Below are 25,200 nucleotides of genomic sequence, written 5' to 3'. Positions count from 1 at the left end.
TGAAAATTGTTTAATAACATAAAACTTATATTGCTCTTACTCGGCCAGATATTAATGAGTAAAATAGCGCTTACTGAAATAGTCTTTAGTAAAATAGCCCTTAATTAAATAATCTTTTTCCTTGTAAGTGCAAAAGATGTTCGGTGCAGCTAACTAAAACAAAAAGAGATCTCCATGACACAAAAGAAAGTATGCTTTATCGGCGCAGGCAATATGACCCGCAGTATCGTCAGTGGCTTAGTCAAAAGTGGCTATAGCCCTGAGCTAATCCAAGCCACGAATCCAAGCCAACCTAAGCTCGATGCTATGGTGGCAGACTTTGGCATTAAGGTATCGAATAACAACCTAGATGCGGCGCAAGCGGCCGATGTTATCGTGCTTGGCGTAAAGCCACACCTGATGCAAGTCGTCGGCGAAGAGCTAAGCGGTCTGGACCTTTCTAATAAACTGATTATCACCATAGCCGCAGGCGTAACAGCCAAGCGTTATAGTGATTATTTTAAGCAAGAGATCAAACTAATTCGCACTATGCCTAATACTCCCACCCAAATAGGTGTAGGCTTGACAGGGCTCTATGCGGGCGATGACATATCGGCTGAGCAAAAAGCCATTTGCGAAACCTTAATGGCAACTGGCGGCGAAGTCGTCTGGGTCAGTAAGGAAGATGAATTAAACCAAGTGATCGCACTTGCGGGTAGCTCTCCAGCATATTTCTTCCTATTTTTAGAATCTATGGTAGAAAGTGCAGTGAAAGGTGGCATGTCTGAACTTGCCGCAAGAGAGATGGCGCAGCAAGCAGCACTTGGCGCGGCCTTGATGGTCAAACAAAACCCAGATGTGAGTCTTGCTCAGCTTAGAGCGAACGTAACATCAAAAGGCGGCACAACGGCGCAGGCGGTTGAGACGTTTGAAAAAGGTGATTTAAGAGGTTTGGTCGATAATGCAATGAACAATTGTATCGCCCGCGCCGAAGAGATGGCCAAGCAGTACTAGTTTTTAAATTTAACTTGAACAAGTAGAGTAAACAGATGAATGCATTTAGTTTTCTGATAAGCACGGTATTCGATCTATACCTGATGGTCGTGGTGTTACGTATCTGGCTACAATTAGCTAGAGCCGATTTTTATAACCCTTTCAGTCAGTTTATCGTAAAGGCCACTCACCCAATTGTTGGCCCTTTAAGACGCGTACTGCCCTCTTTTGGCAGTTTTGATACCGCCTCTTTCGTACTCGCAATAACGGTTGTGGTACTTAAGTTTGTCATCTTAAGCCTGATGGCTGGTGCGGCAATTAATGTACCTACCTTACTGCTTGTCTCTTTAGTGTCGGTGATTAAAGAAGCCGGCGTATTGCTATTTTGGATGCTGATCCTACGTGCGATTTTAAGCTGGGTAAGCCAAGGCAGTAACCCAATCGAAATGGTAATGGGTCAGTTAACTGAGCCGCTACTTGCGCCAATCCGCCGCATTTTGCCAGCGATGGGCGGACTAGACTTATCACTGCTAGTGATGATGATTATCCTTAACTTCGTCAATATCTTACTAGCGCAATACATACCATTCTGGGCTAGCGTATAGTGACACCAGCCATAATGCAGCAGGGCGACCTGCTGCTTCAACTCTATATTCAGCCTAAAGCTAGTCGCGACCAAATAGTCGGCCTACATGGTGAAGAGATTAAAATAGCCATTACTGCGCCCCCCGTAGACGGCAAGGCCAACGCCCATCTTACTAAGTACCTATCGAAAGCCTTTAAAGTCCCTAAAGGGGATATAGACATTATTAAAGGCCAGATGGGACGCCATAAACAAGTCAGGATCACCGCTCCTAAGCTTATTCCAGCTGAAGTACAAAACCTTTTGTAACCTTATAGTTATAAGAAGTTTAAGGCGTTGAGCTAAACTAAGTTCTATACTGTTAACAAGATATCTTCCTCAGGAAAACGAATATGGTCAGGTCTTTAACCACTATGCTAATGCTCTGTTTTTGCCTAAGCAGCAACGCATTTGCCGAACAAAAAGAAAAAGTGGGTAACTACGATATCCACTATGTTGCCCTTAGCAGCACCTTTTTAACCCCTAGTATTGCCAAGTCTTATGGCATCAAGCGTAGTAGCTACACTGGCATAATTAATATTGCGGTGCTCGACACAAGCGTTAAGGGGAATCCTGCAGTACCCGTGGAAATTTCTGGTGTCGCCAATAACTTACTCGATGCCAGAGTCGACTTAAAGTTTAGAGAAATTCGTGAAGGGGACTCTATCTATTACATCGCTGAAGTCCCTTACCGTGACGATCAAGAGATAAACTTTAAAATCGCAGTCAAGTACGGTAAAAAACTCAACACAATACTCAAGTTTAAGCAGAAGTTTTACGTCGAATAATCTTAGATTGAATCGAACACACAGGGGCCTAGCGCCCCTGTTTTTTTGTGACGTTTACTCTATCGAAAACCCCGTATCTCGGCTATTATTGCCGCCATTATTTTTAGACTCATCTACAGGCATCCCATGAATCAAATCGTCCTTGCTAGCGGCAACAAAGGTAAACTCAAAGAATTTTCTGAATTGATGGCCGATTACGGCGTCGAGATCTTAGCTCAGAGCCAATTCAATGTGTCAGAAGTGGCTGAGACGGGTACCACATTTGTTGAAAATGCCATCATCAAGGCCAGACATGCCGCTGAGATCACTGGCCATGCCGCCATTGCCGATGACTCGGGTCTAGAAGTTGACTTCTTACAAGGCGCACCCGGTATTTACTCGGCGCGTTACGCTGGAGAAGGCGCTAAAGATGAGCAAAACTACACAAAATTATTAAATGCCCTTGAAGACCAAGCTGAGCGTAGTGCACGCTTTCAGTGCGTATTGGTTTATATGCGTCATGCTAAAGATCCAACCCCAATCATCTGCCAAGCGTCATGGGAAGGCACTATTGGTTTTGCTGCGCAAGGCGTAAACGGCCACGGTTACGATCCTATCTTTATCCCTGCAGAGCACGAATGCGCTGCTGCAGAGCTAAGCAGTGATGAGAAGAATAAGCTAAGCCATCGTGGTAAAGCCCTAGTGTTGTTAATCGAAGCCATGAAGCAACAAGGTATCTTTAACTAATGTTAACCCTGCCACCGTTAAGCCTATATATCCATATTCCTTGGTGCGTACAAAAGTGCCCTTACTGCGACTTCAATTCCCATGGACAGCATGGTGAACTGCCGCAAACTGAATATATCGATGCACTGATAAAAGATCTCAAGCAAGATCTGCATTACGTGCAAGGTAGACGTTTAGACACGATTTTTATCGGTGGCGGCACGCCCTCTCTGTTCGATGCCGCGCAGATTGGGCGCTTATTAGCTGAAGTCGATAAGCTAGTTCCGTTTAGCGACAATATCGAAATTACCATGGAGGCTAATCCTGGCACCCTTGAGCACGATGATTTCGAAGCTTATTGCAAAGCTGGCGTGACCCGACTATCAATCGGGGTACAGAGTTTCTCTAGCGACAAGCTCAACCTGCTCGGGCGTATTCACAATAAAGACGAAGCTCATATTGCCGCCCAAAAGGCTAAAGTCTCTGGTTACCAGAGCTTTAACTTAGACTTGATGCACGGCCTGCCAAACCAAAGTTTTGATGAAGCCCTTAGCGACATAGAGACCGCAGCAGAGCTTGCTCCGCCCCACCTGTCTTGGTATCAACTAACGATTGAGCCTAATACCCTATTCCACTCTAAGCCGCCACAGCTTCCTGATGATGAAAACCTATGGCAGATCTACGAGCAGGGGCAAAAGCGTCTAGCTGCGCTAGGTTACCAGCAGTACGAGATCTCGGCCTATGCCAAAGAAGGCTTCCAATGCAGACACAACCTTAACTACTGGCAGTTTGGCGACTACTTAGGGATTGGTTGTGGCGCTCATGGTAAAATAACCCTACTTGATGACAATAAAATTGTCCGCACCGTCAAGATTAAGCACCCTAAAGGTTATTTAGCCGCTGATAACTACACCGATGAAACAACAGAGGTGGTAGAGGAAGACAGAGCCTTAGAATATCTGATGAACCGCTTGCGCCTAATGAGTCCAATTCCTAAGGTGGAATTTGAACAGCGCACAGGTTTAACTCGAGACACCATCAGTGACGGAGTTAAGCAAGGCTGTGCTAAGGGCTTAATGACTGAATCGGATGAACACTGGCAGCTGACTAGCAAAGGTCACATGTTCGTCAATGAGCTACTGTCACAATTCCTATAGATGGTATAACGGCTTACTAATACTCCCTAAGCAACTGAATAGCTTAATTAATAAGCCACAGCCTATAGATTTGGAAATATTTGCTAACACTTAGATCAAAAAATTAACCGCTGGCTTCTTTAGGATAACAATCATAATTCTAAGGAAGCCTAAAAATGCCTATAAAAACAAAAGTTAGCCTTATTGCCCTCTCGCTCTCATTTGGGCTCAGCGCCAGCACTATGCTTGGCGCCTCCGCCGTCGCCGCCCCAACTTCCACTTCACTATCTAGCCCAAGTGAGCCCGTTGCCCATAAGGCAGAGAGTGAGTCAGAAAAAGCCAACGCCTTATTCGAAAGCATTTTCATGGAAAATGTCATGGCAAGCCCCATCTCCCAAACCCATCTCGGCATTAAAACCGATTACGATAAATGGGATGAGATGGGCGATACTGCCGATGATGCCGCCCTTGCCCGCGACAAAAAACATTTAGCTCAGCTTCAAAAAATCAACTCAAGCAAGCTCGATAGACAAACTCTACTTAGCTACCAACTACTAACGCAAAAGCTTCAGCAAGCCATTAAAGACGATAAATGGCGTTACCATAGCTACCCCGTTAACCAGATGTATGGCGGCCACTCGCAAATAGCTTCGTTTCTGATAAACCAGCACCAAATTGGTAATGTCGAAGATGCCAAGGCCTATATAAGCCGCTTGCAAGGCGTGCCTAAACGTTTATCTCAGCTACAAACTGCATTAGAAGTGCGTGAAAGCAAAGGCATTATCGCACCTAAGTTTGTCTTTCCTTACGTGATCAACGACAGCAAGAACATAGTTGCAGGCGCACCATTTACAGCAAATTCGGCGACTAATGAAAGAGTAAAAGACAGCGCTCTTTGGGCCGACTTTAAGCGTAAAATGGCAAAACTTGAAATCAGCGATAGCGACAAGGAAAGCTTATTACGTGAGGCTAAAAGCGCATTAGTAACAGATGTAAAACCTGCCTACGACAAGCTCATCGCCTATATGACCAAGCTTGAAACTAAAGCCGATACCCGCGATGGCGCCTGGAAATTCCCTCAAGGTGACTCGTATTACAACAACGCACTCGCACGCACGACAACAACCGATATGAGCGCCAGTGAAATCCATGAACTTGGCTTATCGGAAGTGGCGCGTATTCACAGCGAGATGCGTGACATCATGAACAAGGTTAACTTCGAAGGCTCACTCGCTGAGTTCTTTAAGTTCATGCGTGATGACGAGCAGTTTTACTATGCCAATGACGATAAGGGTCGCCAAGCCTACTTAAGTGAAGCCACCGCACTTATCGACACCATGAGCGGTCGCTTAGACGAAGTGTTCAAGGTCAAACCTAAGGCACCAATGATCGTAAAACAGGTCGAAGCCTTTAGAGAGAAGTCTGCCGGTAAGGCGTTTTATAGCAACCCATCACCCGATGGCAGCCGTCCAGGCACTTACTACGCTAACCTGTATGATATGAAGGCGATGCCAAAGTATCAGATGGAAGCTCTGGCTTACCATGAAGGCACGCCGGGGCATCATATGCAGATAGCAATCGCTCAAGAGCTGGAGGCTGTACCTAAGTTTCGTAAGTTCGGCGGTTACACTGCATATATTGAGGGCTGGGGTCTATACAGCGAGTACTTCCCGAAGGAGATGGGCATGTATTCAGATCCCTACTCTGACTTTGGCCGCTTAGCCATGGAGCTTTGGCGCGCATGCCGCTTAGTAGTCGATACAGGTATTCATGCTAAGAAATGGACTCGTGAAGAGTCCATCGAGTACTACGTCACTAATACGCCCAATGCTAAATCTGACGCTATCAAGATGGTTGAACGTCATATCGTGATGCCATCACAAGCCACTGCCTACAAGGTGGGCATGCTTAAGCTATTGGCGCTTAGAGATAAGGCGCAGCAAGCGCTAGGCGATAAGTTTGATATTCGTGATTTTCACACTATCGTACTCAAAAATGGCCCCGTACCATTAGATGTACTAGAAAGTGAAATCGACCTGTGGATTGAGCAAAACAGCTAAACGAATCTGATTAGAAGATCTCAATGAAACCAACGAATCGGTCACTAGATGTGACCGATTTTTTATTGTTCCATCCACAATTTTATACCTAGCGGCTGCGCTAACAAAGTCAACTAACTTCAGAACCATTTCCCTGACTAAATATCGTTTCAGGAAAAACAGATTCAACTTATAGGAAAATCAATCCTGTTATGGTCTGCCTAACTATATGGATAGGTAAGTACTAATGATTGAACACGCTTTAACCGATAGCGCCAGACTCGAATTTGCACTCAGTATGATGGTGCACCAAATTTTTGTGCCTCTGTTTATTGGCCTTATGCTAGTCACTGCAATTTTTGAAACCTTATACGTCACCAAATCAAATGCTGAATATAAATCGGCAGCGCAATTTATTGGCAAGCTGTGTTTGCCTATTGTGTTTGTATTAATTATCACTGGTATATTAACTCCTCCCATGCCGGAAGACTGGCAACAACTCGACATATTTATCAACAGCGTATTCAGTGAATATGTCGGACTGCTTGGCACCATAGTGTCTACTGGTATGATGCTCTGGCTTACCGCGGTGAGCCTGTTCTATGTCGGTTGGCGATATCTTCCCGCCAAGGTTCACCTTTTCATCACTTGGTTATTACCCTTTATCTGTGCCTATACCGAGCTACCAGTCATCGTACTCAATGGCTGGATGCATGATCCAAGCTCAGCAATGCAATTTGATATCAACACCATGACATACCAAGCAAGTTCGCTACTTGAAATTGTCAGCACACCTATGGCAAGTACACGCTTTGCCCATATGTTTACTGGTGCATTCTTAATCGGTGGCGTGACTCTTATCTCTTTGTCCTGCTATTACCTACAAAAAAATAGACAACAAGCCTTTGCCCAAACGGGGGTAGTGATAGGAGCCAGTATCGGCTTATGTTTCTCACTGTTTGCCATATTTAGCGGAGACATTCACGGCCGTGACGTTCATCAGGCGCAACCGATGAAATTGGCGCAACTCGAAGCCTTATGGAAGACGCAGCAAGATGGTGCCGATCTGGTGTTATTTGCACTACCGGATCAGCAAGCAGAGGAGAATAGATTCGAAGTTAAGATCCCTAAAGTGCTTGGCTGGATGCTATCTGGAACCGATGACACTCAGCCGGTGAAGGGCATCAAGCAGTTAAGAGCTGAAAATATGCAGCGTATTCGCAACGGCTTATTAGCCCATCAGGCCATCGCAGCTTACTCATCTTCATCAAACAAACAGGCTAAAAGAGAGCTTATACAAGCCCACCAGCAAGATCTTGGCTATGCCGAGCTAGTTCGAAAATACAATCCGGATCTAATCGAGGTAACCGAAGAGCAGATCCGCCTAGCGGCTAACGACACGGTCAACAATGTTTGCCTGCTATTTTTTAGTTTCCGTGTGATGGTCGGCGCAGGCATATTCATTTTGCTACTCAGTAGTTACTGGATTTACCTAGCCATCAAAGGCAGAGTTAACAGCGTTAGCACTAGACTACTCAAGCTCAGCACCTATGCCCTGCCCATTCCTTTTATCGCTTATTTATCCGGCTGGCTTCTTTCTGAGTATGGCCGTCAACCTTGGGTGATTTATGGCGTGATGCCAACATTACAGGGTGCGGGTTCGTTTGCAACAGGGCAAACCAATGGGTTTCAGCTACCGACCTTACTCATGAGCTACGCCGCCCTATTTCTGATCTTGGGAGTCATATTGGCTCGCTGGATAAAACAAGGCCCTAAGCCTGCTATTTCAGTCGAGAAAGTCTGTTTACAGGCTGGTGCTATCCAGACCGACGCTTTAGAAGCAGAGCCTGCTAAAACAGCATCAACAACAGCTACATTAACAAACATAAAACCGGAGTCACTATGATCTATTTCTCTGTCATTTTTGTCGCTATCGCAGCGGCGTTTATCGCCAATAAACTCGTTAAGCAATAGGCTATCTTGTCTATATTCACAACTTTACTGGCATTAGTGATTTAATGAGTCCTACGAGCCATTGATACAGTGGCTCGTTTCTATGAGTAGAGGGGATACACACCACTGAGCTTATCTCATTACCCGGCTCATCTAAGGTAAGCGCTTTTAAGTTACCTGGACATAGGAAGCGTGGTAACGGAGAGACAAAATTACTGCGCTCAAGGCATGATAATAGGCTAGGAAGATCTTCACACTGCAAACGCACATTATGCTCTACCCCCTTCTGATAGAGGTAGCGAGAAAAGCGAACCGAGTCAGCATTCCAACCATGGATCTTAAGCACTGCTAAGGGAGATGATAAGGCCTCTCTTGCGCTTGATGCACTATGCTTGCCACCAGTGACTAGCACAATCTCATGCCTTTGAAGAACATGCTGCATAATAGATTGAGTGCAATTCTCATTCAAAAATTGTAGGCCTGCATTAATACTGCCATCGAGTATTCTCTGATAACTATCCTCTTGCCATTGGACAATTTCAATATTGGCCAGCGGCGCCTGCTCTGTTAACGCGAGTAATAGTTCCCCCTGATATTGGTGCATTAACGCCGTATTCGCAGCTAAGGTGATTTTACCTTTAAATAACTTAGGATCGAATGACTCAGAATCGAAGGCTGCATCGATATCCTTTTGAATATTAGTCAGTTTAGCGGTAAGAGTTAAGGCGTATGTCGTCGGCTCTAGTCCTGATGGCTGCCTAATAAAGAGGGGGTCGCAAAGCTCTTCACGCAGTCGCTGCAAGTTTTTAGATATAGCACTGGTTGTTTTACCTAAGCGCTGTGCGGTGCGGCTCATGTTTTTAGTATGAACTAAATCCAGTAACAACCTGATTTGATTCAAATCAGAAATATTTCTATTCAAAGCCCCCCCCATTTAAACAAGTCAAAAAGTATAAATAGACACTTAGCAAATCTTGTTAGTTCAATTTGTTTAGCAGCAAGCAATTCAAAATTGTACTTATCATCACAAGCAACATAGTTTTAATAGTTGAGGTTGTAACGTTAGTTGAAAATTTAGCCGTTAAGGGGACATATGTCTGACAATACTCAAGTCGAGCCCAGTACAGAACTAAATCATCCAGAGCCAAATCCAGAGCTAAGTACAGAGATAGGGCCAAACTGGTTTGCCTCAGTGATGGGGACAGGCATCATAGCTAACGCAGCAGTCGGTTTACCTCTAGTCGGTAAAGACCTTAGCAGCATAGGGTTTGTTATTTGGTTACTCGCAGCCTTGATGCTTCTGGCCATGTTACTGATAAAGATTATTCAGACGATTCTTAAGCCCCATATCATCAAGCGACAATTTAATGATCCGGTTATGGCACAGTTTTTCGGGGCGCCGCCAATGGCGATGCTTACGGTGGCAGGAGGAACTATCTTGTTCGGGCCAGAAATCATGGCCTCAGAGACGTCGATAACCATAGCTTGGACACTGTGGTTTATTGGTACTCTTGGCGGGATAGCAACAGCCGTGATTATCACATTTCGTCTTTTCACCCATTATAAAATCCGCAGTGACGCAGCTTTCGGCGGTTGGCTTATGCCCGTCGTCCCACCTATGGTCTCTGCGGCCATTGGCGCCATGTTAATTCCCCATGCGCCAACTATCGCTATGCAGCAGACAATGCTTTACGCCTGCTATGCCATGTTTGGCGTTAGCTTAATGAGCGCCCTCATTATTATCACCATGATATGGAGCCGCTTAGTTCACTCAGGGACGTCAGGAGGAGCACGAGTCCCCACGCTATGGATAATCTTGGGGCCTTTAGGTCAGTCGATTACCGCGGCGGGGACCCTAGGGGCTGTAGCAGTGCTTGTGGTCGACGAACCGATCGCCACAAGCATGAATACCATGGCTATTCTCTATGGCGTGCCTATTTGGGGTTTTGCTTTTTTCTGGTCGATATTAGCAAGCTTACTGACATTAAGTGCTCTGCGCAGGAAAATGCCCTTTGCACTGACTTGGTGGGCGTTTACTTTCCCCGTTGGCACTTGTGTTACCGGCACAAGCCAGCTGGCAATACATACTGGGCTGCCCGCCTTTGAGTGGGCAGCGATTATGTTATTTACCGGCTTAATTTGCGCTTGGATTATTGCTGCAATTGGTACTATAAAAGGCTTGAAAGGCGGCCATATAATGAAAAATCCAACCACATCATCCCATATTGTTTCTAAGAAAGGTCAGCTTTAGACACGCCTTGCTACGCTAGCGCCACAGACAGGAGCGAGGTCATACGACCTTGCTCCTACCCCCCAATACCAGAGCCCTGCTAGCATTTAGTCATAATCACCGACATTAGGTACGGTAAAACTTACATCATTCCAAGGCCATGGCACTTTCGCCATAAAATCTGCTAGCTCAGGCGTATCGGCATGTTGCTCACGGATCACCATCATGGTTCTGTTGACATGAAATGGATGGATCGGCTCTTGACCACCAATGGCAATAAAGTACTTAGCAAGAATATGCAAATACTGGCGCTTATCAGCCAGACCTAACACCGCATCGGCCATTATTGGCGCGCCTTTAAGGCCCGTCAAATCCGCGGCGCTATTCCAACTAGCAAACTGCTCGATAATACTCGCTAATAACTCCGCGCCCTTTTCATCGTAAGCTGCAGCGGCAAACACATCATATTCGCTCTGCACGGCGCAGCCGTCGACTTGCTGATTTACAAAGCCAAAGAATAGCGATGCCTGGTTACTTTGATGGTAATGAATCTTAAGTGTTGGCATAAGACTATTGAGCTTTTCAAGCGAGCGAACCTTTGCTTCAGTATCATTGACATCTTGAAGACAAATATCGACTTGCCCACTCAATGTCGGCACTTCAGCTAAACTAGCCGGAATAACTAAGCTGCACTCCAGCGGCTGACAGACGACTGAAACATCACCGTTAGCTGAGTTTTCTTTGTGGCTTTGGTTCTGACTCTGACTCTGACTCTGCCATTCGCTACCGGCCTTGTCATGATTGTCAGACTGTGTGGTCGATAAATACTCCTGTTTATCTACAATTTCCATCTTCCAAGTACGTGCATCTTCGCTTTCACCAGCGGCCACTATCAATTGCTTATCAATTTGAGCTTTAATCACAACGGGCTCATGACCAAAGATTTGTACAGACCGCTGCTTACCATTGCTGTTTTCTTGCATCAGGTTAAACTCGGGCGACATACGCTCCCCGGTTAACGACAGCTGCTGCACCACTCCATCTTGCCAACCAAGCCAGATACTATTGCCATCGGCCGAGACACTTGCCGATGTTAGACACTCGATAAAAGTTTGCAGCTCATCATGATGGCTTGAGCTGGTATCGCCAGCAGCAATCGCACTTAATGATTCAACAAGTTCCTCAGCCTGATATTTAGCGCAGATTTGTGATGGCTTGAGCGCCCTCACCATGTGGCTCCATAGCGCTTTTTTCTGTTTAAAATCGATAAACTGTAATTCAAAATTAAAGCTCGGTTCCCCATTAGTCAATGCAACAGCTTTATTGCCAGACAAACTAAGCGTCTCGGTATTGGCAAGTAATGCAATACCGCGCTTTTTATCCATAAAGAAGGTATTTCGAAAAGAGATCTCCGTCGGTGCAGGCTTGCCCTCAAGCGGGTACACGTTAACCTCAGCAGTCATAGGATTAAAGCTCACTAGCTGATGCATTCGGCGCTTTTCACGCTGATAAAATACAAACTCATTGTCTGCGACACACACCATGCTGCCATCAACAAACTTAAATGGCATTTGGTAATCTGCGATGTCTGCGGCATTGAGCTCAAAATAGTTAACCTTTTGCAGACTCTTTATGGCTCGCTCATGTGCTAACGCAATATCGACACAGAATAATGACTTCACGCTGCGTCGCCCGCCTAACTTAGCGCCAACGACCCAAAGTTTATCATTGCTGATACAAGCATTCTCTGTCGGGTAGAGTTCTAACGATGCGATAGCTGACAGACTAACCTTGCGCGAGTCGGCAGCATTAAATACAGCACTAAAAATTCGGCCTGTAGAGTCCACAGCAATAAAGCGCTTATCATCAAGCCACTCAGCCAGCAAGAGCTCGCAGTTATGGCTGCCAAGCAGTTCAAACTGACTGTGCAGCTCAACATGGAGTCCATTTTGTTTAACTACTTGTAGCTGGAGCAATCCATCGTAATATAAACGATGATGCTGAAAAGAGTATTCATTTTGGCTAGCTTGTCTTGAGCTAACAGCTTCTGAATCAGCTGATGAGGAGAAAAGTGACTTAATAAATTTATTCAATGTAATACACGTCTCATAAAATAAATGGCGCTACGAAGCGAGAATGGAATAGGCTGTTCAGTTTCATGCAGAGTGTAAGGTGGTTAACACTCTAATTTCAAGGGCATTATCCTGAAAACAAGCAGTAGCTCAGCTTGCCGATTTGAATACTCAAAGAGTGTTAGAAAGTTGAGTATGAATAACCGATAGCGATTAAAAAGCCAAGATTGACTTTAAACCTTGGCACTAAGAAATAACAAATAGCTTTGACAGTAAAAATTGAATCAATGGCTGTCATCCTTAGTCATTTTTTTCTTATCATTTATACAGAGTTTTACATCTGTGACATGACCATTTGCTGTACCGCATACATCAGCATACCACTGAACCTTAACACCTCTGATAGCAGTATGTTGAGAGCCGCGCTGACCATTCCAACTAGCCTCAAGCTCGGCCTTGCTAATGGCATTGTAACCACCAAAACCTTGCCCTCCACCTCTAGCAAATAAGTGGCCACTGGTCGATACAATTAACACGGCTAGCAATAGTACATACTGTTTTCTGTTGAGAATATTCATTGTTCCATCCTTCTATATCCGATGATTTCAGAGTCTGGTATTACTCTTAGAAGGCTGGTATTCAACGGCCTTTCAGCTCTCAACTTAATGCTGATTTAGAGCATACCCAAAGGTAACGAACTGCATTGTTCGAAGCTCACTCATCACGGGAGCCACTGTCAGTCGCTACAGTTAAGTAGAAAGGCTGGTAATCCGTTTTATTGCGCTTAGTTTGATGGCATTTGTAACAGGAAGTCATGAGTAATACCAATCAGTATAAAGATTTGGTCGCTCAGCGAGAGTTTAGCGCTTATGTGGCAAGGTCATTAATTTCTCCTCAGTAACAACTCCTGCATTACTCTCGATAATCGCTCCTGCATTATTCTACCTTCGACCATATATGGACCCATCCGGTTTGCAAGATATTTAATATCGACTTTGAGAAGAGTTCATTGCACCCATATATTCGGCCTGTTATTGAGGTACTCCTCTGGCCCTGATGGATATTTGCTTCTACTTTCCTTATCATCCTTACGGCTTCTTTAGAGCCTGTGGCGAAGCAAGGTTTTAAGCAGAACAGTCTGACTGTCTCATCATCAAATCAATTATCTTGGCAACTTGGTGGTTAGCAAAACTTATGATTATCTCGTTAAGTTGACGCGTTAATGATTAATTTATACTGTGATACGGTATTCATCTTCTCTTGCTGCTATAACCCACGCTATTCGTGCAAGCTTATTAGCTACGGCAACACAAGCTCTGTTAAAGCCACGCCTTTCTGCAAGTGCGCTAGCCCAGCAACTAAATCTGTCAGTTTTATTAGAACTATGCTGTAAGACAGTTCTTGCCCCGTGGATAAATAGCGTTCTCAAATAAGCGTTTCCTCGCTTACTAATACCAAGCAAATTATTTTTCCCGCCACTACTATGCTGTTTGGGTACTAGACCGCACCATGCTGAAAAATGTCTCCCATTGGTAAAATCTTTACCTTGCCCAACAGCTGCATAAAATGCTGTGGCAGTCACAGGGCCAATGCCTGGTACGCTTTCTAAGCGCTGGCATACTTGGTTACTTTTCACCTCTTGTTGAACTTGGGCATCACAGTTTTTAAGTCGCTTCTCAATGTCATTAAACTCTTCATATAGTTGATAAAAAACACTTCGGCCTTTGACTGTTAATTCGTTATCGGCATTTTCTAGAATATCTGGTAGCTTTGTCCTAAAAGACGCTTTTCCTTTTGTGATGACAATGCCGTACTCAGCGAGCATACCTCTCACTTGATTTATCAGTGCAGTAGATTGTTTGTTTAGTCTTTCTCTCATTCGATGCAGCATCTGAATATCTTGCTGCTCTACTGGCTTAGGCTCTACAAAGCGCATGTTGGGGCGTTGTGCTGCTTCAGCTATCGCAAGTGCATCGTTATAGTCATTCTTATTTCCTTGTCTGTAGGGAACGACATACTGGGGTGCTATTAACTTAACTTGATGGCCAACTTTCTCGAACTCCCTAGCCCAATAGTTTGCACCGCCACAGGCTTCCATCACAACAAGGCAAGGTTCTATTTGAGCAAGAAAAAGCACTAACTCTTTGCGCTTAATTATCTTCTTTTTGACAAGCTTTCCGGCTTTATTAACGCCAACAAAATGAAAAACGGACTTTGCGATATCAAGACCAATTGTAGTAATGTTCATAGTGGACCCGTCCTCTTTCTGATGAGTTTAAGCAACTACATCGTGGCCCATTGCGAGGCCGATTAAAAGTGGATGGGTCCATTCCATTATCCTTGGTCTCGTACCTCCTATATCCATATAGTCGTGAATTAATAACATTCGCTGCATCTAACCTCCAAGTATGGAGGAAATGTCTGCAAGCATGCCGGGGACATACTGCTTGCAACGAGTGAAGAGCATTATTGAACTAAGGTTAAGCTCCCTCTTGTTCTTTAAGAGTCGCAGTATCAGAGCCGCTAAAACTCGTCATTCTGGAGCGGTATTTGCTGCCTACTTCTGCGTTGAACAGCTTCACAAGGGAATACTATTCTTTCAGCTATTAGCTAGGAATTATCGATTGAGAATGCCACTAAAATTTGGGGAGTATATCGAGAGTAGATAGAAAAATACCCCGGTTGGAAACCGGGGCAAACCAAACTAGGATGATGGTTTTAAGGCTGGTATTGTTTTAGTTATTAAAGCCTACCAGCATTGATACAAAACTGCATATAGCGGCTCTGTATAGCACAATTGAGAGGGGTCATTCTCGATTGCACTATAGGACTCAGAACTTTTTGAATCAACTGGTTACAATTGTATTAAAATGAAAACAAACTGCAACTGAAATGATTTAAAGTTGTTTAGCCAAAACTAACTCTAGCTTGGCTAAACAATTTAGCTACAGAGCTTAAGTAACTGAATTTCAAAGAGTAACAAGTACCAACACTCGTTCAGCTTTACAGCGTCCCAAATGCAGAACAATGTTTCCCCATTTACTTACGCTTTGCATACAAGTCTTTTAAGGGGGCGTCCCAATATGGCGGGGTACCGATATGATCCTTTATAAAATCGATAAAGGCGCTCACCTTAGGTGCTAAATGCTTACGTCTTGGGTAAACAGCCTGCAATGGTAAATTATGAGTCAACTGCCAGTCTTCAAGAAGAGGGACTAAAGTGCCCTTCTCAAGCTCATCTTCGAGCAGGTAACTGGCAAGATAAACCACACCCAAACCACTAACTGCAGCAGACTTAAGTGCTGGCGCATTATCGACTCTGAAATTACCTGTTACGCCAATTTCACAGTTGTCTTCACCCTGTTTAAATTGCCATACGCTATGCTCATGCCACTCACCTTGGTAAACCAAGCAATTATGGTCCACCAGCTGCTCTGGGCGGCTAGGAACGCCATGTTTTGCAACGTATGAGGGAGAGGCGGCTAACAAGAACTGACATTTCATCAAGGGTCTGGCAACCATGCCAAGGGGCAATTGCTCTGACATAGTAAGAAGCAGATCTAAACCTTCGCTAACCACATCGACTTTATGGTCGAGCAGGCTAACTTGTAACTCTAGTTCTGGATGCCTTGCCATAAACTCTGGCAAAGCAGGAATGATATGCATGGTGCCGAAAGACTGAGAAATACCAACTTTCAATACGCCTCGGGTAGCATCATTAAGATTATGAACGCTAGCAACAGCTTGGTCGGCATCTCTTAATAACTCTTCACCTTGGGTATACAGTAGCTGACCCGCCTCGGTTAAACTCAAGCTTCTAGTTGTACGTTGAATCAATTGAACGCCAAGCTTGTGCTCCAGATCGGCCACTTGGGTACTGACTTTAGACTTTGATATGCCTAACTTTCTCGCTGCAGAGCTAAAACTCCCCGCTCGAGCCACATGGGTAAAAATTGCGATTGGTTCTAAAAGTTCTAACATGTAAATCGCCTTAAGGTGTTTACGACAGTAATAGTACTTCCATCGCTAAGACATGTTATTTAGTATAAAAACAATATCTTAAGTGAATATGCGTACGCTAGAGTAGAGTTTTTATTATTTACCAATATTTGGTTTTTGCTTTTATTTTTAGAAGTATACCAAAAAATCCCCATAACTCATCAAATATGTAGTTTGGCCTAACTTGAAAGCTCTTAGCTAGTACAAAAGTTTAGCAGGGCTTAAAACGGAAAAACCCCTGCATAAAGGTGGGATGCAGGGGGGTTGCAAGACAGTCAGAAGCAACAGAAGTACTGATTATGTTTGATCAGCCAAAGAGTCCAGTGAAACTGTATTTACTCCTGCAAAGTCGTGTTTGCTGTTTCAACTAGGGGATAATTAGCAAGCTCAGGAATTTCACTGCGCAATTGCTGCTCTAGCACCACTAAGGTTTTAAATCTTTCACATAGTTTCTCGCCACGCGCTTCTAAATCTTCGGCTTGTTGATCCATCTGCAGCTCTATTTCTTCGCCGATTGAATCCATTTTATGTGAGAATGAGTCCATCTTCTGTTCGAAGCTATCACCGTCACCAGACATCATCTGTGCACCCAGAGTCATCATCATGCTGCCTAGAGAGTTTTGTACTAACTCTTCCATCTCTTGCTCAAACTCTTCGCCAAAAGCATCTTCTAAAGAAGACTCGGTCGAACCTAAGTAAAACTTATCGCCATTCTGGTAAGCCACAGTCTCGATACGCTCCTCAAGACCTGCCATCATCTCGTCAATTTTAGCGCCGGCGCTATCACCTAATAGTGGCGTCAAGGCTAAGCTCACTGCCGTTGATGCCATCTCTACGGCATCATTAACCAGTGCTATGACTTCTGGAACCTGCGTTGAAACCTCTTGCGAATACTGGCTAATTAATGCTTGCTGTTCACTATTGAGTGAAACTTGCTTGCCATTAACAAACAGCTTATCCATTTCAATGCGGTACTTCTCGTCACCAACCTCGCTCACGATAAGCTTCTTAGGCTCTACGGTAACATCGTAATTCAATGAGACTTCACACTCATTGGTCATATCATGGTCGCTATGAGCAGAAACTATTTGTAGGCTAGTTGCCGAAAGCAACACTGCAGAGATCCCAACTGAGGTAAGTAATTTTTTCATCGCTTCAATCCTTTATCGCTATTATCTAAATCTTTATATTGACTGAGATAAAGCACAGACTATGCCAAAACACACAAGCTACTGTTTTAAAAGAATTAAGAGTGGTTCGTTAGGTTTTGAAGATGTATAGCAGTAAGATATTTGGCCAATTAAACTAACTATTAGCCAAATATCACAAACAACTGGTGTAGGTACTGATATCGATGCAGATATAACAAAGTCGAACAGTAATACTAGAAAATTGAGCGACCTAAAGTCTGACTCAAAGCCTCTAACACAGCAGTGCCCGCTAAAGAGTTGCCGTTGGCATCAAGCTCTGGGGACCAAACGCACACAGACATATCGCCAGGGATCACCGCGATAATTCCACCACCGACACCGCTCTTACCCGGCATACCGACACGATAAGCGAACTCACCAGCACCATCATAAAGACCAGATGTGGCTAATAAGGCATTTAGCTGCCGATTTTGCACAGGCGTAATAAGTTGCTTACCAGCAAGGCTCTTACCTGAGTTTGCTAAGTAAAACATAGCACGGGATAGATCTGCGCAGCTCATGCGCAGCGAACAATAATGAAAATAGCTATGCAGCACAGTATCGACATCATTGTTGAAATTACCAAAGGACTTCATCAAGTAAGCAATCGCAGCATTTCTTGCACTGTGTTGATACTCAGACGCGGCAACGACTTTATCGTAACCTATGCGATGGTTTTCACTGAGCTGACGAACAATCTCAAGCATACGGTGCTTAGGAGCACCTAGGCGACTTTGCAAAAGGTCGGCAATGACCAGCGCGCCAGCGTTGATAAATGGATTTCGAGGTAAGCCTTTTTCCAATTCAACCTGTACTAAAGAGTTAAAAGAATGGCCTGAGGGTTCTTTACCTACTCTCGACCAAATTTCATCTTCTTCATACAACATCAGCGCTAAGGTAAGACTAAATACCTTAGAGATACTCTGAATTGAAAAGGGCTCGAGATAATCTCCAGCCCCTATTGTGACACCGTCAGAGGTTGTCACCGCAATACCTAGCTTATTAGCATCGACTTGGGCAAGCGCTGGAATATAATCAGCTACTTTCCCCTGTCCTAGAAGAGGCCGAACTTTTTCGATGACCTCTTCAAGTAATGCCAATTCAGGCATTAGCCCCACCAGATATCGAAAAGCTCACCAATTTCAAGATCTGATACTGGTTGTGCATCAAAGAACGCCTTAACAGCGGCTCTGTTTTCTTCAGTACACTTGCCAATATCTTGAGTGGCAATAATACCTTCCCACTCTTTATGGCCGCCGCCATGATAACCAAGACCTGCTGGTTCAATGACTTCATCAATAAACTGATCAACGATCGCATCAATTTGCTCTTCAGTTACTGACTCATTAAAAGTCCAGTTAACGTCAAATCCAAACTCTTGGAACTCATCAACGCGTAATTTCTTACGTAAGCGACGGCTACGGTTTGCTGCCATGGTTACTCTCCTAAATAGCTTATTTTAAAGTTTACTTTCTTATTAAACGCTTAAACGCGCTCAAACATAAGATCCCAAACACCATGACCTAAACGGTGGCCACGCGCTTCGAATTTAGTTAGCGGACGGTGAGCTGGACGCTCTACGACATCACCTGTTGCAGATTGGTTTTTATAACCAGGCGCTGCAGTCATCACTTCCAGCATATGCTCGCTGTAGTTTTCCCAATCTGTTGCTAGATGGAATACACCGCCAACCTTAAGTTTGCTACGGATCAATTCAGCAAATGGCGCTTGAACGATACGACGCTTATGGTGACGAGTCTTATGCCAAGGATCTGGGAAGAATAATTGCACACAAGCCAGGCTGCCTTCGGCAATGCTGTTCTCGAGCACTTCAATCGCATCATGGTGATAAACACGTAGGTTGGTCACGCCAGCTTCTGCAGCTTCTGCCAGACAGGCACCAACACCAGGTTTATGCACTTCAATACCAATAAAGTTTAATTCTGGTGCAGCCTTCGCCATTGCAACTAATGATGCGCCCATACCAAAACCAATTTCTAAAACGGTATCAGCTTCACGGCCAAAGACTTCAACTAAGTCGATTGGCTCAGGAGTGTAATCTAGACCAATTTTAGGCCATTGCTGCTCCATTGCTTGAGCTTGACCTTTAGTTAGACGGCCCTCTCTCAACACAAAGCTTCTGACTTTACGAAGGTATTTACCCTCTTCATTGAATTCAGCGGTTGTTACGTCGCTCATTATCGCCCTCGCTTAAGGCTGCGCTAGCATTAGACAGCTATTATTTAAAAAAGAAAGGCATTATCCAAAGTTAAACCTTCAGTGCAAGCCTTATTGTGGCGAAATTATACCAAGAATCTCAGTTTGTGCGAGCAACAGCTATAGTTTGCCCGCAAATAACTTGCTTTAGCGCTCAAACACTGCACGTATCCAATAACAATTTGCATCATTTCCTGCTTAATAAGCACAAGTGTCGGCTTGTTAATCGCCAAGGCTAAAGTTACACTGCGCCGATGAAAACTACCGCCTCTTTTTCAACCCGAATTATTACTTGGTACGACAACTTTGGTCGTAAACAGCTCCCTTGGCAAATCGCTAAAACCCCATACAAAGTGTGGATTTCAGAGATCATGCTGCAGCAGACTCAAGTTGCCACCGTTATCCCCTATTTCGAAAAATTCATTGCTCGATTTCCAGATATCGATACCTTGGCTAGTGCCGAGCAAGATGAAGTGCTGCACTATTGGACTGGGCTTGGGTATTACGCACGCGCACGTAACCTGCATAAAGCAGCCCAAACAATGCAATCACAGTTTAGTGGTGAGTTTCCAACCGATTTCGATGACGTTTTAGCGCTGCCCGGCATTGGCCGCTCCACCGCTGGAGCGGTACTGTCTTTATCACTGGGGCTTAATTTCCCCATTCTCGACGGTAACGTTAAGCGTGTTTTGGCTCGCCACGGCGCTATCGAAGGTTGGCCTGGTAAAAAACCTGTAGAGCAACAACTTTGGCTATTAACTGAAAACCTAACGCCAGCAAAAGATATCCAAAAATATAACCAGGCCATGATGGATATAGGTGCGACAGTATGCACCCGCTCAAAACCCAACTGCGCTCAATGCCCGGTCGCCATTGACTGTAAGGCTCAGTTAAGTGGTCGTCAGAGCGAATTCCCTGGTAAAAAACCTAAGAAAACCATTCCAGAAAAATCTGCTTGGCTGCTAGTCATTGAAGAAAATCAGCAAGTGCAGTTAGAAAAGCGTCCTCCGGCGGGTATTTGGGGCGGGCTCTGGTGCTTCCCGCAGTTTAGTCAGCGCCAAGAATTAGATACTTATATAAAAGACAAACAGCTAAAGGTGATCTCAGAGCTTGAACTAACAGGATTTAGACACACCTTTAGCCACTTTCACCTCGATGTCCAGCCGGTACTCATCCGAGCAACAGGGCATAGCGATAACCAGATCATGGAACAAACTTCCACGGTCTGGTATAACTTAACTCATCCACCAAAAGTTGGTTTAGCCTCGGCCACCGAGCGAATTTTGGCCGACTTAGGTTCTGTATTAAATAAGGAGTAATCATGGCTCGCACAGTAAACTGCGTGTATTTAAACAAAGAAGCAGAAGGCCTAGGTTTTCAGCTCTACCCTGGCGATTTGGGAAAGCGTATTTTCGACAATGTGAGTAAAGAAGCCTGGGCTCTTTGGCAGTCAAAGCAAACCATGTTGATCAACGAAAAGAAACTTAACATGATGAATGTTGAGGATCGTAAATTTTTAGAAGAGCAGATGGTAAACTTTCTGTTTGAAGGCAAAGACGTTGAGATTGAGGGTTATGTTCCTCAAAAAGATGACGAGTAACACTGCAAGCTTATAAAATGAACCAATAAAGGCGTCGCTTAAACTTAATTTAAGCGACGCCTTTATGTTTAACGCCCCGCGCCAGTTTAAAAAACAAGCACTCATAGACGATTCTAGAGTCATAACCTTGATAAAATAAGTGAGTCACTAAGCCTCCCTCCCTCTTTATATATGTAAAACACTATGATTAACCTGCCAGTCCAAAAGCGATAACCGTCCTACATCAGAGGTTGTAGTGCGTATTTTAGTCACAAACATGTCAATGATTGTTCGTTTTTTAGCGCCCTGCACACAAACTAAGCGAACAGTGGCCGTTAAACAAAAAAGCCCTTGCAGGAAATTTTTCACCGCTATAAGATGTGCGCACTCCAAACGAGGCAGGCATTTAAGCCAGTGAGTTTGTAGTAGCAAATCTAAGATTTACTCTGGTAATACTTAGTTGCCCGAATAGCTCAGTCGGTAGAGCAGAGGATTGAAAATCCTCGTGTCCCTGGTTCGATTCCGGGTTCGGGCACCAACATTTATTAATGAGTTTACTAACTTGATTAGATAACTTGTTATGCAGATAAGCCGGCATAGCTCAGTTGGTAGAGCAACTGACTTGTAATCAGTAGGTCCCGAGTTCGACTCTTGGTGCCGGCACCATATGTCCCGTCCTGAAATAGGTTGACGGTTTTTACTAGACCAGTAGCTTCTGCTGCTGGTCTTTTTTATGCACTTGATTAGGTGTTTTCATACCCAAGCTTAAGTGCGGTCTCAGCTCATTGTATATAAAAATTGACTCCTCAACGAGTTGCTTTAACTCATTAAGGTTGCAGCAAGGAGATAATAGAAACTCTTGCTTTAATATCCCATTTATACGTTCTGCTAGTGCGTTTTGGTAGCAGTCATATCCATCGGTCATTGATGCGCGGATGTCACTTCTTTGCAACGCTAACTGATAAACGGCAGAGCAATACTGTAACCCTCTGTCTGAGTGATGCACTGCTCGATGTTGATACTGCCGATTACTTATCGTCATTTCTAACGCTTTGACTACGTCTGTAGCTTTCATTTCATTACTTAATTCATATCCCATTATTTTACGACTGAACGCGTCAGTTACCAATGATAGATAATGTATGCCTTGCTCTGATTGCACATATGTTATATCACTAACAAACACCTCTTCAGGTGCTGTTGGCACTAACTCTTTCAGTAAATTTGGATGTTTCTTCATCCAATGTTTACTGTTAGTCGTCTTGGTATAATTACGCTTAGGTTTGACTAACAAGCCTTCACTTTTCAAGTAACTAAAGAAGTTATCGCGCCCAAGTTTAATCCCTTTCTCGATGAACTTAGGTTTAAGTAAAAAGTAGAGTTTCTTGCCACCAATCCGAGGCATAAACCGACGGATATCTAGTATCATCGCTCTTACAGGGGCTAACTCCATTGCTCTACAATTCGCTCTTCGTTCTCTTTGATAGATAGCTTGTCTTGTTATACCCAGAAGCTTACAAGCGCGATTTAAGCTCGTTACTTTCTGTTTTTGAAGACTTCTCGCTCCCTGGCTAAGTACTTTTTTCTAAGGCCAGCTCCATATTCTGCATCAATAATATCAACGGCTTCATTGAGTAATAGATTACGTAAGTGCTCATCTTCCAGCTCTTTTTCAAGGCGCTTAATCTTTTGAGCTGGGGTTTCTTTAGCTTTAGTTGTTTTTGGCATAGTCATTCTCACTGGTTGAGTCCAGTCCATCTTACCGTGCTTTCTAAGCCAAGTAAGTACCGTGGAGCGACCTTGGATGCCATAGGTTGTTTGAGCTTGTTTATAAGTCATATCGCCTTTTTCTACGGCAGCTACAACTTGTAATTTAAAGCCTAACGAATAATCTCGCTGTGTTCGCTTAACGCGGGCTGGTATTGGTGTAGTCATTATAAAGTCCTAAATGTGTAAACACATTTCAGGACAAGACAATAAAAACAAAAAAGCCACTCCATCGAGTGGCTTTTTTGTATCTGTTTTCCAGCGACTTAGCCGCGATAAAACTAATTCAGATCCGAGTGCTTTTTTACATCGGCTATTCATATGCACGATTGTAGAGCCTATACATATTTGAGTGCTTTCAATTTCCGCACAGTTTTCCTCTTTAATACCTGAATAATTAAATAAGCACTATCAAGCTTTCATTGCTGAACGGTTGCCTACTCGCTCAAACGTTCACCCTGATCTAGGTTCATTCATACAGCCCCGCCCGGCTCCCTCCGCCCTCGCCCCGCCAGATCTTGTAGAAATAAAATACAAACAGCAATAAAACAAAGCATTTACCCCGCCTAACGGCTATTTGTTGTTCAGTCGCACAACAAAGCACTTGCACCTTCTAAAACATCGCTATATTATACGCGCACTCCAAACGAGACAGGCTTTAAAGGCTCAGTTTGAAGTAGCAAATCTAAGATTTACTCTGGTAATACTTAGTTGCCCGAATAGCTCAGTCGGTAGAGCAGAGGATTGAAAATCCTCGTGTCCCTGGTTCGATTCCGGGTTCGGGCACCAACATTTATTAATGAGTTCACTAACTTGATTAGTTAACTTGTTAAGCAGATAAGCCGGCATAGCTCAGTTGGTAGAGCAACTGACTTGTAATCAGTAGGTCCCGAGTTCGACTCTTGGTGCCGGCACCATAAAAACAAAAAAGCCACTCCATCGAGTGGCTTTTTTGTATCTGAGAATCACACCTTCTAAACTAAGCTCTTCGTGGTTCCGCTACTATCTCACCCTGAAACCTTTCCTTTAACAAGCTTTACCCCAATTATAGATAGAAGGTATTTGTTGATATGAAAGACTCAACTATCCATTCCATTAGCTACGCCTTTATACTGATTGGTATTACTCAAAACAGTGCTGTCGCGTATCGATAAGACAATTGAAGCTTATCTCGGTGAGAGCAGTAACGTTTCTAGGCTTACCAAAATAGAAATGACGCTGTAATCACTAGTCTTTATGAACCTCTAGACCACACAAACACTGCCCGCATCGCCTACAATATCAACAACCGAGTAATTACTTGCAAACTTTAGGTTGTTATTTATCCATGCAAGGCGAAAAGCACTTGCACCTTCTAAAACATCACTATATTATACGCGCACTCCAAACGAGACGGGCTTTAAAGCTGTTAAGTTTGCAGTAGCAAATCTAAGATTTACTTTGGTAATACTTAGTTGCCCGAATAGCTCAGTCGGTAGAGCAGAGGATTGAAAATCCTCGTGTCCCTGGTTCGATTCCGGGTTCGGGCACCAACATTTATTAATGAGTTCACTAACTTGATTAGATAACTTGTTAAGCAGATAAGCCGGCATAGCTCAGTTGGTAGAGCAACTGACTTGTAATCAGTAGGTCCCGAGTTCGACTCTTGGTGCCGGCACCATAAAAACAAAAAAGCCACTCAATGAGTGGCTTTTTTGTATCTGCAGTTCAATCGCCTCATTCTGTTAAACTAACTGTTCAACAAGAAAGGCTTCACCATATTCAAATGGCTTTTTCAGCTTTTACCCAGCGCTCATCCGGCCTTTACCGTCTTAACACTTACTAACTATCCATCTCCTTTTTTAAAACCAATGACGGCATAAATGCCGAGCTACAGACCTGTTATCTTTTCGCCTTTGCTTTTCCGGCTTTTCTATCTGAGCTTTTTCGGC

Annotated in this window: 21 protein-coding genes and 6 tRNA genes; 17 read left to right on the top strand and 10 right to left on the bottom strand. The window is 44.1% G+C overall.

The genetic code is table 11. From position 1 onward, the window contains the following. The first annotated feature begins 174 nt into the window (after positions 1 to 174). The 8 genes from proC to SPEA_RS05855 all read left to right on the top strand — a co-directional run bounded on the left by proC (position 175) and on the right by SPEA_RS05855 (position 8,168). Complete coding sequence (gene proC, locus SPEA_RS05890) at positions 175 to 993, top strand: pyrroline-5-carboxylate reductase (RefSeq protein ID WP_012154381.1); 819 nt, start codon at positions 175 to 177, stop codon at positions 991 to 993. Between the two features lie 35 nt (positions 994 to 1,028). Then, positions 1,029 to 1,577: a YggT family protein gene (locus SPEA_RS05885; RefSeq protein ID WP_012154380.1), complete on the top strand. Its 549-nt coding sequence runs from the start codon at positions 1,029 to 1,031 to the stop codon at positions 1,575 to 1,577. Positions 1,578 to 1,591: 14 nt separating this feature from the next. Beyond that, positions 1,592 to 1,864 carry a DUF167 family protein YggU gene (gene yggU / locus SPEA_RS05880; protein ID WP_012154379.1) on the top strand — a complete coding sequence of 91 codons (273 nt, stop codon included), beginning with the start codon at positions 1,592 to 1,594 and terminating at the stop codon, positions 1,862 to 1,864. A gap of 83 nt (positions 1,865 to 1,947) precedes the next feature. After that, positions 1,948 to 2,382 carry a DUF4426 domain-containing protein gene (locus SPEA_RS05875; RefSeq protein WP_012154378.1) on the top strand — a complete coding sequence of 145 codons (435 nt, stop codon included), beginning with the start codon at positions 1,948 to 1,950 and terminating at the stop codon, positions 2,380 to 2,382. Between the two features lie 126 nt (positions 2,383 to 2,508). Continuing rightward, on the top strand, positions 2,509 to 3,108 hold the full coding sequence (gene rdgB / locus SPEA_RS05870) for an RdgB/HAM1 family non-canonical purine NTP pyrophosphatase (RefSeq protein ID WP_012154377.1): 600 nt from the start codon (positions 2,509 to 2,511) through the stop codon (positions 3,106 to 3,108). Beyond that, positions 3,108 to 4,244: a radical SAM family heme chaperone HemW gene (gene hemW / locus SPEA_RS05865; protein WP_012154376.1), complete on the top strand. Its 1,137-nt coding sequence runs from the start codon at positions 3,108 to 3,110 to the stop codon at positions 4,242 to 4,244. Before rdgB ends, hemW begins: the two co-directional genes overlap by 1 nt. 155 nt (positions 4,245 to 4,399) lie before the next feature. Then, on the top strand, positions 4,400 to 6,283 hold the full coding sequence (locus SPEA_RS05860; protein ID WP_012154375.1) for a DUF885 domain-containing protein: 1,884 nt from the start codon (positions 4,400 to 4,402) through the stop codon (positions 6,281 to 6,283). Positions 6,284 to 6,509: 226 nt separating this feature from the next. Next, positions 6,510 to 8,168 (top strand): cytochrome ubiquinol oxidase subunit I, encoded by a 1,659-nt coding sequence (locus SPEA_RS05855; RefSeq protein WP_012154374.1) that lies wholly within the window; start codon positions 6,510 to 6,512, stop codon positions 8,166 to 8,168. 84 nt (positions 8,169 to 8,252) lie between these two features. On the opposite strand, the gene SPEA_RS05850 is transcribed toward SPEA_RS05855, so the two are convergent. After that, a complete protein-coding gene (locus tag SPEA_RS05850; RefSeq protein WP_150102206.1) occupies positions 8,253 to 9,137 on the bottom strand; it encodes a LysR family transcriptional regulator in 885 nt (294 codons plus the stop codon). Between the two features lie 171 nt (positions 9,138 to 9,308). On the opposite strand from SPEA_RS05850, the gene SPEA_RS05845 reads away from it, so the two are divergent. Beyond that, a complete protein-coding gene (locus SPEA_RS05845; RefSeq protein ID WP_012154372.1) occupies positions 9,309 to 10,466 on the top strand; it encodes a TDT family transporter in 1,158 nt (385 codons plus the stop codon). An 86-nt stretch (positions 10,467 to 10,552) separates the two neighbouring features. Here the strand turns inward: SPEA_RS05845 and SPEA_RS05840 are convergent, their stop codons facing one another. The 8 genes from SPEA_RS05840 to trmB all read right to left on the bottom strand — a co-directional run bounded on the left by SPEA_RS05840 (position 10,553) and on the right by trmB (position 19,905). Next, positions 10,553 to 12,538: a hypothetical protein gene (locus SPEA_RS05840; RefSeq protein ID WP_012154371.1), complete on the bottom strand. Its 1,986-nt coding sequence runs from the start codon at positions 12,536 to 12,538 to the stop codon at positions 10,553 to 10,555. Between the two features lie 263 nt (positions 12,539 to 12,801). Next, a complete protein-coding gene (locus SPEA_RS05835) occupies positions 12,802 to 13,095 on the bottom strand; it encodes a hypothetical protein (protein WP_223296571.1) in 294 nt (97 codons plus the stop codon). A 653-nt stretch (positions 13,096 to 13,748) separates the two neighbouring features. Beyond that, positions 13,749 to 14,765 (bottom strand): IS110-like element ISSpe2 family transposase, encoded by a 1,017-nt coding sequence (locus tag SPEA_RS05830; protein ID WP_012153491.1) that lies wholly within the window; start codon positions 14,763 to 14,765, stop codon positions 13,749 to 13,751. Between the two features lie 791 nt (positions 14,766 to 15,556). Then, on the bottom strand, positions 15,557 to 16,498 hold the full coding sequence (locus SPEA_RS05825) for a LysR family transcriptional regulator (RefSeq protein WP_012154369.1): 942 nt from the start codon (positions 16,496 to 16,498) through the stop codon (positions 15,557 to 15,559). Between the two features lie 353 nt (positions 16,499 to 16,851). Beyond that, positions 16,852 to 17,667: a YggN family protein gene (locus SPEA_RS05820; RefSeq protein ID WP_012154368.1), complete on the bottom strand. Its 816-nt coding sequence runs from the start codon at positions 17,665 to 17,667 to the stop codon at positions 16,852 to 16,854. 233 nt (positions 17,668 to 17,900) lie between these two features. Further along, positions 17,901 to 18,815, bottom strand: a complete 915-nt coding sequence (gene glsB / locus SPEA_RS05815) for a glutaminase B (RefSeq protein ID WP_012154367.1) — start codon at positions 18,813 to 18,815, stop codon at positions 17,901 to 17,903. Further along, positions 18,815 to 19,141: a YggL family protein gene (locus tag SPEA_RS05810; protein ID WP_012154366.1), complete on the bottom strand. Its 327-nt coding sequence runs from the start codon at positions 19,139 to 19,141 to the stop codon at positions 18,815 to 18,817. Before SPEA_RS05810 ends, glsB begins: the two co-directional genes overlap by 1 nt. A 50-nt stretch (positions 19,142 to 19,191) precedes the next feature. Continuing rightward, the gene (gene trmB, locus SPEA_RS05805; RefSeq protein ID WP_012154365.1) at positions 19,192 to 19,905 is read right to left on the bottom strand and encodes a tRNA (guanosine(46)-N7)-methyltransferase TrmB; all 714 of its coding nucleotides are present in this window, start codon (positions 19,903 to 19,905) and stop codon (positions 19,192 to 19,194) included. 272 nt (positions 19,906 to 20,177) lie between these two features. Here trmB and mutY point away from each other — a divergent pair, with 272 nt between their 5' ends. The 4 genes from mutY to SPEA_RS05785 all read left to right on the top strand — a co-directional run bounded on the left by mutY (position 20,178) and on the right by SPEA_RS05785 (position 22,168). Next, a complete protein-coding gene (gene mutY / locus SPEA_RS05800) occupies positions 20,178 to 21,242 on the top strand; it encodes an A/G-specific adenine glycosylase (RefSeq protein WP_012154364.1) in 1,065 nt (354 codons plus the stop codon). A gap of 2 nt (positions 21,243 to 21,244) precedes the next feature. After that, complete coding sequence (locus SPEA_RS05795) at positions 21,245 to 21,523, top strand: oxidative damage protection protein (RefSeq protein WP_012154363.1); 279 nt, start codon at positions 21,245 to 21,247, stop codon at positions 21,521 to 21,523. A 441-nt stretch (positions 21,524 to 21,964) separates the two neighbouring features. After that, positions 21,965 to 22,040: transfer RNA gene (locus SPEA_RS05790), tRNA-Phe, on the top strand. 52 nt (positions 22,041 to 22,092) lie between these two features. Further along, positions 22,093 to 22,168 (top strand) — tRNA-Thr (locus tag SPEA_RS05785). Positions 22,169 to 22,202: 34 nt separating this feature from the next. Here SPEA_RS05785 and SPEA_RS22665 read toward each other — a convergent pair. After that, a protein-coding gene (locus SPEA_RS22665) for an IS3-like element ISSpe1 family transposase (RefSeq protein WP_086024287.1) occupies positions 22,203 to 23,437 on the bottom strand; the annotation gives its coding sequence in 2 pieces (ribosomal slippage) (positions 22,203 to 23,080 and positions 23,080 to 23,437; 1,236 coding nt in all). A 545-nt stretch (positions 23,438 to 23,982) separates the two neighbouring features. On the opposite strand from SPEA_RS22665, the gene SPEA_RS05770 reads away from it, so the two are divergent. From SPEA_RS05770 to SPEA_RS05755, 4 genes are all read left to right on the top strand, one after another. Then, a tRNA-Phe gene (locus SPEA_RS05770) sits at positions 23,983 to 24,058 on the top strand. 52 nt (positions 24,059 to 24,110) lie between these two features. Beyond that, positions 24,111 to 24,186 (top strand) — tRNA-Thr (locus tag SPEA_RS05765). 539 nt (positions 24,187 to 24,725) lie between these two features. Beyond that, a tRNA-Phe gene (locus SPEA_RS05760) sits at positions 24,726 to 24,801 on the top strand. Positions 24,802 to 24,853: 52 nt separating this feature from the next. After that, positions 24,854 to 24,929 (top strand) — tRNA-Thr (locus SPEA_RS05755). Positions 24,930 to 25,200 lie beyond the last annotated feature (271 nt).

Source organism: Shewanella pealeana ATCC 700345, from assembly GCF_000018285.1.
Lineage (GTDB): Bacteria > Pseudomonadota > Gammaproteobacteria > Enterobacterales > Shewanellaceae > Shewanella > Shewanella pealeana.
This window is presented reverse-complemented; position numbering and strand designations above follow the sequence as displayed.